General features: G+C 69.1%; 15 protein-coding genes. 6 read left to right on the forward strand and 9 right to left on the reverse strand.

The annotated features are described in order from the left end of the window. Positions 1 to 216: 216 nt before the first annotated feature. The 6 genes from AB0M67_RS00455 to AB0M67_RS00480 form a co-directional block, all read right to left on the reverse strand. A complete protein-coding gene (locus tag AB0M67_RS00455; protein ID WP_365740970.1) occupies positions 217 to 1,152 on the reverse strand; it encodes a DMT family transporter in 936 nt (311 codons plus the stop codon). A gap of 70 nt (positions 1,153 to 1,222) precedes the next feature. Next, positions 1,223 to 1,861 (reverse strand): TetR/AcrR family transcriptional regulator, encoded by a 639-nt coding sequence (locus AB0M67_RS00460; protein ID WP_365740972.1) that lies wholly within the window; start codon positions 1,859 to 1,861, stop codon positions 1,223 to 1,225. A gap of 10 nt (positions 1,862 to 1,871) precedes the next feature. After that, positions 1,872 to 2,189 (reverse strand): hypothetical protein, encoded by a 318-nt coding sequence (locus tag AB0M67_RS00465; RefSeq protein ID WP_365740974.1) that lies wholly within the window; start codon positions 2,187 to 2,189, stop codon positions 1,872 to 1,874. Further along, positions 2,173 to 3,378 (reverse strand): Glu/Leu/Phe/Val dehydrogenase dimerization domain-containing protein, encoded by a 1,206-nt coding sequence (locus tag AB0M67_RS00470; protein ID WP_365741809.1) that lies wholly within the window; start codon positions 3,376 to 3,378, stop codon positions 2,173 to 2,175. Before AB0M67_RS00470 ends, AB0M67_RS00465 begins: the two co-directional genes overlap by 17 nt. Positions 3,379 to 3,966: 588 nt before the next feature. Beyond that, a complete protein-coding gene (locus AB0M67_RS00475; protein WP_365740976.1) occupies positions 3,967 to 4,437 on the reverse strand; it encodes a YchJ family metal-binding protein in 471 nt (156 codons plus the stop codon). Between the two features lie 32 nt (positions 4,438 to 4,469). Continuing rightward, positions 4,470 to 5,234, reverse strand: a complete 765-nt coding sequence (locus AB0M67_RS00480; protein WP_365740978.1) for an IclR family transcriptional regulator — start codon at positions 5,232 to 5,234, stop codon at positions 4,470 to 4,472. 165 nt (positions 5,235 to 5,399) lie between these two features. On the opposite strand from AB0M67_RS00480, the gene AB0M67_RS00485 reads away from it, so the two are divergent. Genes AB0M67_RS00485 through mmsB form a run of 6 tightly spaced genes read left to right on the forward strand, consistent with a single transcriptional unit; the run spans position 5,400 to position 12,560 of the window. After that, entirely contained in the window at positions 5,400 to 6,563 is a 1,164-nt protein-coding gene (locus AB0M67_RS00485; protein WP_365740979.1) for a mandelate racemase/muconate lactonizing enzyme family protein, read from the forward strand. Next, entirely contained in the window at positions 6,560 to 7,597 is a 1,038-nt protein-coding gene (locus AB0M67_RS00490) for an alcohol dehydrogenase catalytic domain-containing protein (RefSeq protein WP_365740981.1), read from the forward strand. Before AB0M67_RS00485 ends, AB0M67_RS00490 begins: the two co-directional genes overlap by 4 nt. A gap of 52 nt (positions 7,598 to 7,649) precedes the next feature. Continuing rightward, positions 7,650 to 8,627: a hypothetical protein gene (locus AB0M67_RS00495; protein ID WP_365740983.1), complete on the forward strand. Its 978-nt coding sequence runs from the start codon at positions 7,650 to 7,652 to the stop codon at positions 8,625 to 8,627. A gap of 23 nt (positions 8,628 to 8,650) precedes the next feature. After that, positions 8,651 to 9,757 (forward strand): multiple monosaccharide ABC transporter substrate-binding protein, encoded by a 1,107-nt coding sequence (gene chvE / locus AB0M67_RS00500; protein WP_365740985.1) that lies wholly within the window; start codon positions 8,651 to 8,653, stop codon positions 9,755 to 9,757. After that, positions 9,754 to 11,304, forward strand: coding sequence for a multiple monosaccharide ABC transporter ATP-binding protein (mmsA, locus tag AB0M67_RS00505; RefSeq protein ID WP_365740987.1), 1,551 nt, complete (start codon positions 9,754 to 9,756; stop codon positions 11,302 to 11,304). The genes chvE and mmsA overlap by 4 nt, the downstream gene beginning before the upstream one ends. Positions 11,305 to 11,309: 5 nt before the next feature. Further along, on the forward strand, positions 11,310 to 12,560 hold the full coding sequence (gene mmsB, locus AB0M67_RS00510) for a multiple monosaccharide ABC transporter permease (protein ID WP_365740989.1): 1,251 nt from the start codon (positions 11,310 to 11,312) through the stop codon (positions 12,558 to 12,560). 78 nt (positions 12,561 to 12,638) lie between these two features. Here the strand turns inward: mmsB and AB0M67_RS00515 are convergent, their stop codons facing one another. From AB0M67_RS00515 to AB0M67_RS00525, 3 genes are all read right to left on the reverse strand, one after another. Next, positions 12,639 to 13,439 (reverse strand): SAM-dependent methyltransferase, encoded by an 801-nt coding sequence (locus AB0M67_RS00515; protein ID WP_365740991.1) that lies wholly within the window; start codon positions 13,437 to 13,439, stop codon positions 12,639 to 12,641. A gap of 121 nt (positions 13,440 to 13,560) precedes the next feature. Then, the gene (locus AB0M67_RS00520) at positions 13,561 to 13,797 is read right to left on the reverse strand and encodes a DUF397 domain-containing protein (RefSeq protein WP_030350290.1); all 237 of its coding nucleotides are present in this window, start codon (positions 13,795 to 13,797) and stop codon (positions 13,561 to 13,563) included. Beyond that, entirely contained in the window at positions 13,798 to 14,661 is an 864-nt protein-coding gene (locus AB0M67_RS00525; RefSeq protein WP_365740993.1) for a helix-turn-helix transcriptional regulator, read from the reverse strand. Positions 14,662 to 14,795: the final 134 nt, after the last annotated feature.

The following is a 14,795-nucleotide window of genomic DNA, read 5'->3' on the forward strand; positions in this document are numbered from 1 at the left end:
CGGAGGCCGGGCCGTCCCTGTACGGGGCGTATGCCGCCGTCCACGCCCATGGCAGCGAGGGCATCAGGAGGGCGGCCCGCGCCGGCGTCCGCTCCATCGAGCACGGCTGCTACCTCGACGACGAGGGCATCGAACTGATGCTGGAGCACGGCTCCTATCTCTCCGCCGACCTCTGGTGGAGCGACTGGCTGGCCGAGAACGAGGTCCGCCGGGCTGTCATTCGTCCCGCGCGACCGCGAGCGGATCGGCGAGCGGCGGCGCGACCGGACGGTCGACACGGATGACGAGATACATCGCCAGCAGGATCAGCAGGCCGCCGACGATCGTCCGGTTCGCCAGTGGAGCCCCGACGAGCAGGCTGAAGAGGGCTACGAACAGTGGTTCGCAGGCCATGACGACCGCCGCGCTCGCGGCGGTGATCCGGGACTGCGCCCAGGTCTGCACCGCGTACATGCCGAGCGTCGCCAGCAGGGTCGAGTAGGCGAGCCAGCCCCAGCCGGCCGGGGTGTCCGGGAGATCGATCCCGCTCGGTACCGCCCAGAACGAGGCGAGTACGCCGGTGCCGAGGATCTGCAGCGCGGCCAGCCCATAGACCCTGTCTGCCGACGCGTACGCCGACAGGAGCGCCATGTGCACCGAATACGACAGCGCGCCCGCCAGGGTCAGCCAGGTGCCGAAGCTGAAGGAGACCCCGTTGAAGGCGATGACGCCCAGGCCGACCGTCGCGGCGATCACACCGCCCCAGACGCCCCTCGTGACCTTCGTCCTGAACAGAGTCCATGCCACCAGCGGAGTCAGGATCACGAAGAGCGAGGTGAGGAAGCCGGACTGGGAGGGCGGGATGTAGTGCTGGCCCTGAATCTGGAGGAGCGTTCCGGCGCCGAGGAAGCAGGCGAGCCCCAGTCCGGCGCAGGTGTGCCGGAGGCCGAGCGACACGATCGCGCGGGGTCTGACCGCCACCATGATCAGTCCGGCGAGGAGGAAGCGGACGGCGACCAGACTCGCCGTGCCCATCTCCGGGAGGAGCCAGCGCGTCGCCAGATAACTCCAGCCCCAGACCGCGGTGGCGCATGTCAGCGCCACGAAGGCGAGTCGGCGCCCTGAGCCTCCCGCGCGGTCGGAGACCGGCCCGGCCCGATGTCCGGTTGTCACTGAGCCCCCCTCACTCCCGCGTTCCCGCACTCCCGGTACGCGGAGACGGCGTACGGTCCCGGCGCGCGCCTCAGGACAGGTCGGCCTTCTGTACGGCGGCACGGCGCGGCCCGAGGGCCGCGGGATCGATCCCGAGCTCCGCGGCCACGTGCTCACGCACCCACCGCGAGGCTTCCGCTTTCTCCAGGGCTCCGCGCCGGGCGATGAGCTGCACGGCGAGACCGTCGAGGAAGAGTGTGATCCGCCACGCCGCGACCCGGGCGTCGGCGCAGTGGAACTCGCCGTTGTCGATTCCCTCTTGGACCAGCGACATGATGCGGGACTTCCACTCCTCGTCCATCTCCCGCATCACGTCGTGCAGACCCTTGTCCCGCATGCCCGCCGACCAGCCGTCGATCCACAGCCGCCAGCCGGGCGCCTGTCCCGTCGGCGCGTACAGCCGGATCAGCGCTTTCATCCGGGTCACCACGGAGCCGGACCGGGCGACCGTCGTCCGCAGAGCCTCCATCTCACGCCGCGCCGCGTAGGCGAAGGCTTCCTCGACGAGCAGTTCCTTGGTGGCGAAGTGGTAGTGGACCAGCCCACTGCTCACCTTCAGCGCCCCGGCGACATCGGCGACGCGGGTGGTCGCGATGCCCCGCAGCTTGATCTGCTCCACTGTCGCTTCGAGGATTTCCTCACGCCTCAGGACAACCTTTTTGCGTGTCACGGAGGACACCTTACTCGGGCCTCCTGACTCGGATGTCAGGAAAACCCGGCCGTCCGGCGGCCCGTTGGCGCCCGGTCGGGCAGTCGGTCGGGCAGTCGGTCAGGATCTTACGGTCGCCGTCCGGACCGCCGTCCCTGCCACCGGCCAGGTGGTGGACGCCGTCGCCCCGCTCGTGGAGAACGCTGGGCCACGCGGGGGCCGCCGGGTCCAGCCGCCGGAAGTGGAATGTGTCCTGCTGTGTGACGGTCAGCGGGGGCAGGGTGAGGTGCTTGCCGAGCAGCCCCGCCGTCCACGCTCCGGCCGCGACGAGTTCAGCGCCGGTCGTCATGGCCGCCTCCCGTGCGGTGTGTTCCGGTCGTGCCGGTGTGCCGGCCGAACCTGGCCTCGATACGGGCGAGCTGGCGGTCGACCACCCCGAGTGCCGCTTCACGCGGTGTGACGCCGCGCTTCTCGGCGTCGGCGAGCATGTCGCCGGTGAGGCGGCGCATGGCCTGTCCGACCTTCGCGTGGGCCTGGCCGGAATCGGCGCCGATGTCGCCGAAGAGCGTCCACCACCACCAGGCGTTCGTCGCCGAGTTGGCCACGAAGTCCGGCAGGACCAGGATGCCGCGTGCGTGCAGCGCGGCCTCCGCCTCGGGGAGTGTGGGCATGTTGGCGGCCTCGGCGATGATCCGGGCCTTGATCCGCGCCTGGTCGGACGCGTCGATGCAGTAGGAGACCGCCGCCGGGACAAGGATCTCGCAGTCGAGGTCGAGCCAGGCGCCGTCGGCGGGCTGGGAGTCGCCGGGGCGCAGCTGCGCGCGGTCGATTCCGCCCAGGGCGTCGCGCGTGCGGAGCAGCCGCTCGACATCGAGCCCCTCGGGGTTGACGATCACACCGCGGGCGTCGACCAGACCCACCACGGTGACACCCGCCCGGGCGAGGTAGCGGGCGGTCGCGCCGCCCATCGATCCGAAGCCCTGGACGACGGCCCGTGCCGACGTGCGGGCGATGCCGAGGCGGTCGAGCGCGGTGAGGGCCGATTCGGCGACACCGAGGCCGCCGACGAGTTCGGGGAGCGGGATTCCGCCGACCTCGACGGCGAACGCGTCCGCCAGTCGCCGGCGTGCTTCCGCGGGGTCGTCAAGCAGTGGGTAGATGGCCTCGATGGAGCTGTCCAGGCCCAGTTCGGTGAGGACTTCGTCGATGGTGTCCTGGCGCACGCCGAGGTCTTCGCCGGTGGTCCAGTGGTGCTTGAGGACGGACCGTACGGCGTCGAGGAAGCGGCGGAGGACGGCGCGTGCCTCCGGGTCGTGCGGGCTGCAGTCGATGCCGCCCTTCGCGCCACCGAGCGGGACATAGCGGCCGGCCGGGTCGTAGTGGAGCGCTTCCTTACGGGTCATTCCGGCCGCCAGGCCGCGTACTTCGTCGAGCGTGCAGCCCTCGCGCATACGGAGTCCACCGCTGGCGACACCTCTGACCAGCCGGTCGATGACGACGAATCCCTGCCGTCCGGTGACCGGATCGGTCCAGATCATCTGAAGGTGCGGCGGTGCGTCGACGGTGGTGGTGCGAGGGGTACTCAGTGGGCCGGCTGTCATGGCTTCCGTCCGGTGTGGGGCACTCGTCGCAGACGGTGCGTTCGCGGGGGATACGGGGGCGGCCCTCCGGTGGCGGGGACGCCGTACGGAGCGGTGGGACGCCGGGAGCGGTCAGGTCCTCCGGACCGCCCCGGGAGGGGCGCCGGCGGGGCGGGCGGCGACGGTACAGGCTGGGCACCACTCACGGTGATGGGAACGGCGCCCCGGTGCGAGCCGGCGCGTGGGATGGCCCTCGGAGGGGGCGTTTACTGAACGGCGATGCAGTAGCGGAATCGCACCTGTCAATACCGGATCGTCGGCATTCCCGCGCGGCGGGTGAGCCGCCGTCCGCCCTGAGCGGCGGGCAATCGGACACCCGCCATACTGATCGATCTGTACCGGCGGGGGCCGGCTGGACCTGGAGGCGTTCGTCACCGAGACCATCGCACCGGACAGCGTCGAGGAGGCGTTCACCCGGAGCACCAGGGCGATGTGCTCCGCCCGGTGGTGGTGCTGTGACCGGAGACCACTCGGCAAAGGTGCCGCTCAGGCGGGCCCCACATACACCCAGGCCCCGTCGTGGCGCGCGAACCGGCTGCGCTCCTCCAGGACATCCGGCTCGCCCCGCTGGGTGAAATGGGCCCGGAAGGTGACCGTGCCCGTGGTGTGGAACGGGCTGCCGTCGGTGGTGTCCAGGACCTCCAGGCCGGTCCACCGCGTCGCGGGGTCGAGATCGACGGCCGGCGGACGGGTGGCGGGGTCCCAGGAGCGCAGCAGATAGGCCGCGTCGAGGACGGCGAAGGCGCTGTAGCGGGAGCGCATCAGCAGCTCGGCGGTGGGCGCGGTGGCGGGACCCGTGTGGAACCGGCCACAGCACGCGCCGTACGTCGCGTCCAGCCCGCAGGGGCAGGGCGAGCCGGCGGTGACGGCGGACCGGCCACTGCGAGCGGGGCGGCCGGTGCGAGCAGTGCGAGCAGTGCGAGCGGATCGGCCGGGGTGAGCGGGGCGTCGGGGCATACGCCCATTCTCGCCTCCGAGGCCACGGTCGCTCACCCGCGGTGACCGAGCCGCGCCGAAAGCGCGCCCGCGCCCTCCACGGCGAGCCGGGCGAGCTCCTCCTCGCGCGCGTCGCTCCACCGGATCATCGGCACGGAGATGGACAGGGCCGCGACGACCCGGCCACCGCTGTCCCGTACCGGCGCCGCCACACAGCTCACATCGGGGTTGGACTCGCGGTGCTCGACGGCGACACCGCGCTCCCTGATCCCGGCCAACTCCGCCCGCAGTACCGCCGGATCGGTGATGCTCGCGGGCGTCATCGCGGTGAACTCATGCCCGGCGATACGGTTCTCCAGCTCATCGGCGGGCAGTGAGGCGAGCAGCATCTTGCCGACCGAGGTGCAGTGGGCGGGCAGTCTGCGGCCGGCCGCCGAGACCATCCTGACCGCGTGCGTGGAGTCCACCTTCGCGATGTAGATGACGTCGGTCTCCTCCAGGATCGCGACATGGACGGTCTCGTCGCATGTCTCGGCGATCTCACGGGCGACATGCCCGCCCTCGGCGGCGAGATCGAGCTGTTCCGCGTATCTGCTGCCGAGTTGGTAGGAGCGCACACCGAGGCGGTAGCGCCCGGGCTGTCCCGGGACGGCCGCCAGATACGAGCGGGCCGCGAGCGTGGTGAGCAGTTCGTGCACGGTGGTGCGCGGCAGTTGGAGTTTCCTGATGACATCGGGGGCGGAGAGCGTGCCGTCGCCGTCCAGGAACAGTTCGAGTATGTCCAGGGCCCGCGTCACCGCGGGGACCAGCCGTCCCACGACCGCTCACCCACCCCTCCTGTTCGGTACCTCGACCATTGGCCGGAATGACGAACACAGACTAACCGGCGCGCACCCCATTGACACCCCTCGGAGTGCCTGAATACCGTCACGCCACGATTTCGAACGGGTGCCGAAATACCGAACGAGATGAGGGCAACTACCGTGCGCATCACGGGAATCAGCACACATGTGGTCGGTACGCCCTGGCGTAACCTCACCTATGTCCTCGTTCATACGGACGAAGGGCTCACCGGGGTCGGCGAGACCCGGATGCTCGGCAGAACGGACGCGCTGCTCGGCTATCTACGCGAGGCCGAGGCCAACCACATCCAGGGCTCCGACCCGTTCGCCGTAGAGGATCTCGTACGGCGGATGAAGTACGGCGACTACGGGCGGGCCGGCGAGATCGTGATGTCGGGCATCGCCGTCGTGGAAATGGCCTGTTGGGACATCAAGGGCAAGGCACTGGGCGTACCGGTGTGGCAGCTGCTCGGCGGCAGGGTCACCGACCGGGTCAAGGCGTACGCCAATGGCTGGTACACCACGGAACGGACCCCGGAGGCGTACCACCGGGCGGCCGGGGCGGTGATCGCGCGCGGCTACCGGGCCCTGAAGATCGACCCGTTCGGCACCGGCCACTTCGAGCTGGACCGGGCGGCGTCGAACGAGGCGGTGGCGCTGATCGAGGCGGTACGGGACGCGATCGGGCCCGACGCGGAGCTGATGCTGGAGATGCACGGCCGCTTCAGCCCGTCGACCGCGGTACGGCTGGCGCGCGAGATGGCGCCGTACGCCCCGGCCTGGCTGGAGGAGCCGGTGCCGCCGGAGAATCTCAAGGCCCTGAGCAAGGTCGCGGAGAAGGTCGAGTCGCCGATCGCGACCGGTGAACGGATCCATGACCGGATCGAGTTCCGGGAGCTGTTCGAGTCGGGGGCCGCCGACATCATCCAGCCGGACGTGGGGCACATCGGCGGCATCCTGGAGGCCCGGAAGCTCGCCGCGACCGCCGAGACCCACTACACACTGATCGCACCGCACAATGTCGGCGGTTCGGTGCTGACCGCCGCGAGCCTTCAACTGGCCGCCTGCACACCGAACTTCAAGATTCTTGAGCACTTCAATGACTTCGCGGACGCGGAGATCAAGAAGGTCGTCACCGGCGCTCCGGAGGTCGATCCCGTGACGGGGTGTTTCGAGGTGTCGTACGCGCCGGGTCTCGGGGTCGAGTTCGATGTGGCGGCGGCGGCCGAATTCCCTCAGCAGCACGCGCGGTTCGATCTGTGGGCCGAGGGCTGGGAGAAGCGCGAGCCGAGGAAGCCGCGGTGACGGGCCCGACGGCGGACGCGGCGGTCAGTCGGGCGATCGTCGTCGACCGGCCAGGTGTCCACCGGCTGGTGAGCGGCCCTTTACCCGTCCCCGGGCCCGGCGAGGTGCGGGTACGGGTCGCCGCCGCCGGGATCTGTATGAGCGACCGCGAGGTGTACGACGGCCATCGCGACGCGGCCCATGTGCGCTATCCGGTGACTCCGGGGCATGAGTGGGCCGGGACGGTCGACGCGGTGGGCGAGGGCGTCGACGCACGGCTGACCGGCCGCGCCACGGTCGCCGAGGGGTTCCGTGCCTGCGGGATCTGCGCGCGGTGCCGGGCGGCCGAGACCTCGCTGTGCGCCGGCGGCTACGACGAGACGGGCTTCACCGTTCCCGGTGCGTTCGCCGACCATGTCGTGGTACCCGCACGGCTGTTGCATCCGCTCGCCGACGACGCGGATCTGCGGGCCGCCGCCCTGCTGGAACCGGCCGCCGTGGTGGCCGCGGCGATACGGTCCTGCCGGCCCGAGCCCGGTGAGCGGATCGCGGTGGTGGGCGCGGGCACTCTGGGGCTCCTCGCCGTGCAGCTGCTCACGGCCTCCTCCCCCGCCGAGCTGGCGGTGATCGATCCACGGTCCGAACAGACCCGGCAGGCGACGCGGTTCGGCGCGACCCTGACCGGGACCCCCGAGGACGCGAAGGAACTGCGGGGCCGGTACGACCTGGTGGTGGAGACCGCCGGCGCACCGTCCACGGCCGCCTCGTCCTGTCTGCTGGCCCGGCGCGGCGGCCGGGTGGTACTCACCGGCATGTTCGCCCCCGGCGCGACCGGGATCGATCCCGCGCTCCTGACGGTGCGTCAGCTCACGGTACGCGGTGTCTTCGGCGCGCCGTCCGCCGCCTGGACCTTCGCCGTACGGGCCTTCACCGCCGGGCTGCTGGCCCCGGCTCCGCTGATCACCCACGAATTCCCGCTGGAGCGGTACGGCGAGGCCGTGACGCTGGTCGGCGGCGGCGCTCCGGGCACCGGAAAGGTGCTGCTGCGCCCCTGACCCGAGCCGGACGCGCACCACACCGCGCACCACTGAACCGGAGGACACGTCCGTGACCGACGTATCAGCCCCCGCCCCCCGCCGCCCCGGCGAACAGGCGCTCACCACGATCGGACTGACCGCGCCCGCACCCCACCCCGCGGACGCCTCCCCGCACGCTTTCCCCGACGGTGGCCGCTGGCGTACCGAGGTCCCCTCGGTGGAGGGCCCCGAGTGTCTGGCGGAGGTCCTCAAGGAGTCGGCCCGTCTCGATGTGCCCATCCACCGCGTCAGCCAGGGCAGCGGTGTCTGGATGCTCTCCGACGCCGACATCACCGAGATGGCCGACGCCTGCGCGTCCCGCGGCATCGAGCTGTGTCTGTTCACCGGGCCGCGCGGAACGTGGGACACCGGCGGCTCGACCCGTACGGATTCCGGCGGCGCGGGACTGCGCGCCCGGGGCCATGACGCCCTGGCCGGCTGTGTCGAGGACGCCCTGCGCGCGACCGGACTCGGGGTGAGGTGTCTGCTCGTCGCGGACGAGGGCGTGCTGTGGACCCTGCACCGGCTGCGCGCCCGGGGCGTACTGCCCGCCGACACCACGTTCAAGGTGTCGGCGCTGATCGGCCCGGTCAACCCGGCGTCGTACGCGGTGTTCGAGCAGCTGGGCGCCGACTCGATCAATATCCCCTCGGATCTGGCGCTCGCGCATTTCAGTGAGATCCGCCGGGCGAGCCGGGCGCCGATGGACCTCTATATCGAGGCGCCGGACGATCTCGGCGGCTATGTGCGGATGTACGAGACGGCGGAGCTGATCCGCCGCGGCGCCCCGCTCTATCTCAAGTTCGGGCTGTCGAAGTCGCCCGGAATCTATCCGTACGGCGCCCAGGTGCGGGACACCGCCCTCAGCAGCGCCCGTGAACGGGTCCGCCGCGGCCGGCTCGTCCTCGATCTGCTCATCCGGCACGGCGCCGACGGCGGAATGTCGCCGCCCGGCTCCCGGCTGCCCGGTCCGCTCAGCCGCTTCCCCCTGACCCCAGACCAGTCATGACCCCGGACAAGGACTGATGCCCCATGCGCACTCGCCGAGCCGCACTCGCCGTCACCGCCGTATCGCTGGTCCTCTCGCTCGCCGCCTGCGGGCAGAGCGGTGAGGGCGGCAGCAAGGACGACACGAAGGGCGGCAAGGGTTCCACCATCGGCATCTCGATGCCCACCAAGTCGTCGGAACGCTGGATCGCCGACGGCAACAACGTCGTCGGCGAACTCAGGAAGCTCGGCTACGAGACCGACCTCCAGTACGGCGAGGACAACGTTGCCCAACAGGTCGCCCAGATCGAGAACATGATCACCAAGGGTGTGAGTGTCCTGGTCGTCGCGGCTATCGACGGCAGCGCCCTGAGCGATGTCCTCCAGCAGGCAGCGGACCACGACATCAAGGTGATCTCGTACGACCGGCTGATCCTCGGCACCAAGAATGTCGACTACTACGCGTCGTTCGACAACGAGAGGGTCGGTGTCCTCCAGGCCACCTACCTGATCGACAAGCTGGGTCTGAAGGACGGCGGCGGGAAAGGCCCGTTCAATATCGAGCTGTTCGCCGGCTCCCCCGACGACAACAACACCCAGTACTTCTTCAACGGCGCGATGAAGACCCTCAAGCCGTACATCGACGACAAGCGGCTCGTCGTCCGGAGCGGACAGACCCGGCTGAACCAGGTCACCACCCTGCGCTGGGACGGCGGCACCGCGCAGAAGCGGATGGACGACCTGCTCACCAAGTCGTACGGCTCGCGGCACGTGGACGCGGTGCTCTCGCCGTACGACGGCATCTCCATCGGCATTCTGTCGTCGCTCAGGTCCGATGGCTACGGGACGTCGGCGAAGCCGTATCCGGTGGTCACCGGGCAGGACGCCGAGGTCGCCTCGGTGAAGTCGATCATCGCCGGCGGGCAGACCATGACGGTCTACAAGGACATCCGCCTGCTGGCCAGGACGGCCGCCCGGATGGCGGACGCGATGCTGAAGGACGAGAAGGTCGAGGTCAACGACGAGAAGTCGTACGACAACAAGGCCAAGGTCGTCCCGGCGTATCTGCTGAAGCCGGTCAGCGTCGACAAGGAGAACTACCGGAAGGAACTGGTGGACTCCGGCTACCTCAAGGCGAGTGACCTGACGTGACGACGCCCGTCCTGGAGATGCGCTCCATCGTGAAGACCTTCCCCGGGGTCAGGGCGCTCTCCGATGTCAGCCTCACGGTCGCCCGGGGCGAGGTGCACGCTGTCTGCGGCGAGAACGGAGCGGGCAAGTCGACCCTGATGAAGGTGCTCAGCGGGGTCCATCCGCACGGCAGTTACGACGGCGAGATCCTCTTCGAGGGCTCCCCCTGCGCCTTCCGCGACATCAGGGCCAGCGAGGCCCAGGGCATTGTGATCATCCATCAGGAACTCGCCCTGATCCCCTACCTGTCGATCGCGGAGAACATCTTCCTCGGCAACGAGCACGCCACCCATGGCTTCATCAACTGGAACGACACCCTCGGACACGCGGCCTCACTGCTCGAACGGGTGAGTCTGGACGAGCGTCCGGGGACCCGGGTCGCCGATATCGGGGTCGGCAAGCAACAGCTCGTGGAGATCGCGAAGGCGCTCGCGAAGCGGGTGAAGCTGCTGATCCTCGACGAGCCGACCGCCGCGCTCAACGACGGCGACAGCGCCCAGCTCCTGAGGCTGATCAGGGAGTTGAAGGAGCAGGGCATCACCTCCATCATCATCTCGCACAAGCTGAACGAGATAGCGGAGGTGGCCGACTCCGTCACGATCCTGCGGGACGGCCGGACCGTCGAAACCCTCGATGTGAAGGCCGAGTCGACCACCGAGGACCGGATCATCCGGGGCATGGTCGGCCGCGATCTCGACCACCGCTTCCCCGAACGCACCCCCTACGAGGGCGATCCGGGCGCGCACCCCGCGCTGGAGGTGCGCGACTGGACGGTGCACCACCCGATCGACCAGCAGCGCAAGGTCGTCGACGGCGTCTCGGTCCAGGTCCGCAGGGGCGAGATCGTGGGGATCGCGGGGCTGATGGGCGCGGGCCGCACCGAACTGGCCATGAGCGTCTTCGGCCGCGCGTACGGCACGAACATCAGCGGGACCGTACTCAAGGACGGCCGGGAGATCAGTACCCGGACGGTGCCGGAGGCCGTCGGGCACGGCATCGCGTATGTCACCGAGGACCGCAAGCGGTACGGGCTCAATCTCATCGACACCATCGGCCGGAACATCACCCTGAGCGGTCTGTCGAAGGTCGCCCGGCGCGGGGTGGTCGACGAGCACGAGGAGACACGGGTCGCCGAGTCGTACCGCGGGAGCATGAACATCAAGGCGCCGACGGTCTTCGAACAGGCCGGCCGGCTGTCCGGCGGCAATCAGCAGAAGGTCGTCCTGAGCAAATGGATCTTCGCCGGACCCGAGGTGCTGATCCTCGACGAGCCCACGCGCGGTATCGATGTCGGCGCGAAGTACGAGATCTACACCGTCATCGACCAGCTCGCCGCCGAGGGCAAGGCCGTCATCCTCATCTCCTCCGAACTCCCCGAACTGCTCGGTATGTGCGACCGCGTGTACACGATGGCGGCCGGCCGGCTCACCGGTGAGATCCCACGGGCGGAAGCGACCCAGGAAGTCCTGATGCGTCAGATGACTCACATGACCAAGAACACGAGGTAGTCGACATGGGTCCGGTCACCACCGATACGCCGAAGGGCGACACACCGAAGGAATCCCCACCGGCGCCTCCCTCCGGGCGAAGCGGTACGGGGGCGCTCCTGCTGGAGGCGGCGCGCCGCAATATGCGGCAGTACGGCATGCTGATCGCGCTCGGCCTGATCGTCGTCCTGTTCGAGATCTGGACCGACGGCGTCCTCCTCAAGCCGAACAACGTCACCAATCTGGTGCTCCAGAACAGCTACATCCTGGTCCTCGCCATCGGCATGATGATCGTCATCATCGCGGGCCATATCGATCTCTCCGTCGGCTCGCTGGCCGCGTTCGTCTCCGCCGCCTGCGCGGTGATGATGGTCGAGCACGACATCCCGTGGGTGCTCGCGCTGGTCCTCGGACTGCTCATCGGGGCCGTCGCCGGTGCCTGGCAGGGGTTCTGGATCGCGTATGTCGGCATTCCGTCGTTCATCGTCACACTCGCCGGCATGCTGCTGTTCCGTGGCGGTACGCAGATCTTCCTGGGGTCGCGTTCACTCGGCCCGTTCCCCGAGGGCTTCCAGAAGATCTCGACCGGCTATCTGCCCGAGATCGGCCCGGCCACCAACTACCACAACCTGACCCTGCTGATGGGGCTGGCGCTGCTGGCGTTCGCGCTCTTCCAGGAGTTCAGGGACCGGCGCCGGCAGCGGGCGTACGACCTGGAGGTGCTTCCCCGTAGCCTCTTCCTCGTCAAGTGCGTGGCGCTCGCCGCCGCCGTACTCGCCTTCACGATGACACTGGCCAGCTATCGCGGGGTGCCGGTCGTCCTGCTGCTGCTCGCGGCGCTGCTGATCGGCTTCGGTTATGTGATGCGCAACGCGGTCGTCGGCCGTCATGTGTACGCGCTCGGTGGCAACCAGGCCGCGGCGAAGCTGTCCGGGGTCAAGGACAGGCGCGTCACATTCCTCGTCTTCGTCACCATGGGGGTGCTGGCGGCGCTGGCCGGAATCGTCTACGCGGCCCGGCTCAACGCGGGTGTGCCCCAGGCCGGGATCAACTTCGAACTGGAGGCCATCGCCGCCGCGTTCATCGGCGGCGCCTCCATGAGCGGCGGCGTGGGCACGGTCTTCGGCGCGATCATCGGCGGGCTGGTGCTCGGCGTGCTCAACAACGGCATGTCGCTCGTGGGCATCGGCACCGACTACCAACAGGTCATCAAGGGGCTGGTGTTGCTGGCCGCCGTCGGCTTCGACGTCTGGAACAAGCGCCGCGTGGGCGCCTGAGGGGCAGCGGTCACCACTCTTGCGCGCGGCGTCGCAGCACACCTGAATAGTGCTGCGACGCCGCGCCCCCGTTACCGGTTACAGCTTGCGTGCCACGGCCGCGTACCCGGGGATCGGCTCGTTGCCGGGGACCGGCACGACCTCACCCAGCTCCGGCCGCCAGTCGGCGGCCAGCGAGACGCCGGGCTCGACCAGATCGAGCCCGGTGAAGAACGCGGCGAACTCGTCCCGCGAACGGAGGGCCAGGGTCAGACCACGCTGCTGGTACAGCGCACGGGCCTGGTCCGAGCTCTCCCGGTCGAAATCGCCCGTGGCGTGGGAGATGACGAGATAGCTGCCGGACGGCAGCGGGTCGAACAGCCGGCGCACCAGCTCGTACGCGCCGTCCTCGTCCGAGACGAAGTGGAGCAGCGCGACGAGCGAGAGCGCGACCGGACGGGTGAGGTCCAGGATCTTCCCGGCGGCCTCGATGATGCTCCCCGGCTCGCGCACATCGGCCTGGACATACTCGGTGACGCCCTCCGGGGTGCTGCGCAGCAGCGCCTCGGCGTGCCGGAGGACGATCGGGTCGTTGTCCGTGTAGACGATCCGGGAGTCGGGTGCGACCTCCTGGGCTATCTGGTGGAGATTGGGCTCGGTGGGGATGCCCGTACCGATGTCGAGGAACTGGCGCACCCCGCCCTCGGTGCCGAGCCAGCGGGTGGCGCGGTGCATGAACGCCCGGTTGACCCGGGCCATTTCGGGACCCCTGGCGTCGAGTGCGAGAAGCTGCTTCGCCATCTCCTCGTCCACCGGGTAATTGTCCTTGCCGCCGAGGAACCAGTCGTACACCCGGGCCGGATGCGGCCTGGTGGTGTCGATCGGGTCATGCCCGGTCATGTGCGCTCCATGAGTCTCAGGTCAATGAGTCGTCGATGAGTGGAGATATACAGCTGTGGAGAAGGGGAGAACGGAAGAACAGGGGTTGAGCTGGTTCGGCTGAGCAGGACCGGCCGATGGATCAGGTGAGCAGGAAGTCCGCCTGGCCCGACTTGGCACCCTGGATGAAGGCGGCGATCTCGTTGGTGGTGTAGATCAGCGCGGGGCCGTCTGGGTCGGCGGACTGGCGCACCGCGACTCTGCCGTCGGCCAGCTTCATGGCCTCGATGCAGTTGCCGCCGTTACCACCACTCCACGGCTTGTGCCAGCCTTCGGCGCCGAGGTCGGCGGCGGGCATGCCGTTGTATATGGGATCCATTCACAGCTCCTTGCGGACATCCTTGAGGATCTCCTTCGTGCGTTGTGCAGTTGCGGCCTGGGCCGCCATCCGGTCCATGACCTCCAGGTGGGTGGCCACTTCGGGACGAGCGTCGAGATAGACCGCACCGGTGAGGTACTCGCTGTAGACCATGTCCGGCAGCTCCGGTTCGGCGAAACGGAAGATCACGAACGGCCCGTAGGTACCCGGGTGGTGTCCGGTCGAGAATTCCGCGATCTGGAGGGTCACATGGGACAGGGCGGTGGCTTCGAGCAGCCGGTCGATCTGTTCCCGCATGATCTCCGGGCCCTCGCCCACCGGGCGGCGCAGCACCGTCTCATCCATGATCACCCAGAATTTGGGCGCGTCCGCACGGGTCAGGAGCGACTGGCGTTCCATCCGGAGCGCCACATGGCGCTCGATGTCCTCGGGCTGCGCCTGTCCCACCGCTCCGGCGTTCATCACGGCGCGCGCGTAACCCTCGGTCTGGAGCAGCCCGGGGACGAAGTGCGGTTCGTACGCCCTGAGCAGCGCCGCGGACCCCTCCAGGCTGACATACATGCTGAACCAGTCGGGCAGGATGTCGTGGAACCGCTGCCACCAGCCCGGCTTATTGGCTTCCTCGGTGAGCTCGACGAACGCGTCGGCCTCGTCCTCGGGGATCCCATAGGCCCTGAGCAGCACCTGCACATAGGGGATCTTGAGAGCGACCTCGGCCGTCTCCATCCTGCGTATGGTCGCCGGTGCCACGCGGAGGAGCTTGGCGGCCTCCTCGCGCTTCAGGCCGACACGCTCCCGCAGATCCTGCAGACGTCTGCCCAGTACGACCTGTCCCACGGTCGGGGCGGACCGCGGCTCACTCACTTCTGGGTCCTCCCCACGCACGGTTGACAGCAGTCTGCCATGTCTCTTCCACGAAGAACACGGCACTCTGAAAAATTCAGAGTGCTACTTGCCAAGTGTCCTCGGCGGGTGGAGAGTGGATCGGTGAACCAGTT

Source organism: Streptomyces sp. NPDC051662 (assembly GCF_040681655.1).
GTDB lineage: Bacteria > Actinomycetota > Actinomycetes > Streptomycetales > Streptomycetaceae > Streptomyces.

Excerpts from the sequence above, each read along its gene's own strand:
- AB0M67_RS00520 (WP_030350290.1), bottom strand. The coding sequence starts at position 13,797 with ATGGATCCCATATACAACGGCATGCCCGCCGCCGACCTCGGCGCCGAA.
- chvE (WP_365740985.1), top strand. The coding sequence starts at position 8,651 with ATGCGCACTCGCCGAGCCGCACTCGCCGTCACCGCCGTATCGCTGGTC.
- mmsB (WP_365740989.1), top strand. The coding sequence starts at position 11,310 with ATGGGTCCGGTCACCACCGATACGCCGAAGGGCGACACACCGAAGGAA.
- AB0M67_RS00465 (WP_365740974.1), bottom strand. The coding sequence starts at position 2,189 with ATGACGACCGGCGCTGAACTCGTCGCGGCCGGAGCGTGGACGGCGGGG.
- AB0M67_RS00515 (WP_365740991.1), bottom strand. The coding sequence starts at position 13,439 with ATGACCGGGCATGACCCGATCGACACCACCAGGCCGCATCCGGCCCGG.
- AB0M67_RS00470 (WP_365741809.1), bottom strand. The coding sequence starts at position 3,378 with ATGATCTGGACCGATCCGGTCACCGGACGGCAGGGATTCGTCGTCATC.
- AB0M67_RS00475 (WP_365740976.1), bottom strand. The coding sequence starts at position 4,437 with ATGCCCCGACGCCCCGCTCACCCCGGCCGATCCGCTCGCACTGCTCGC.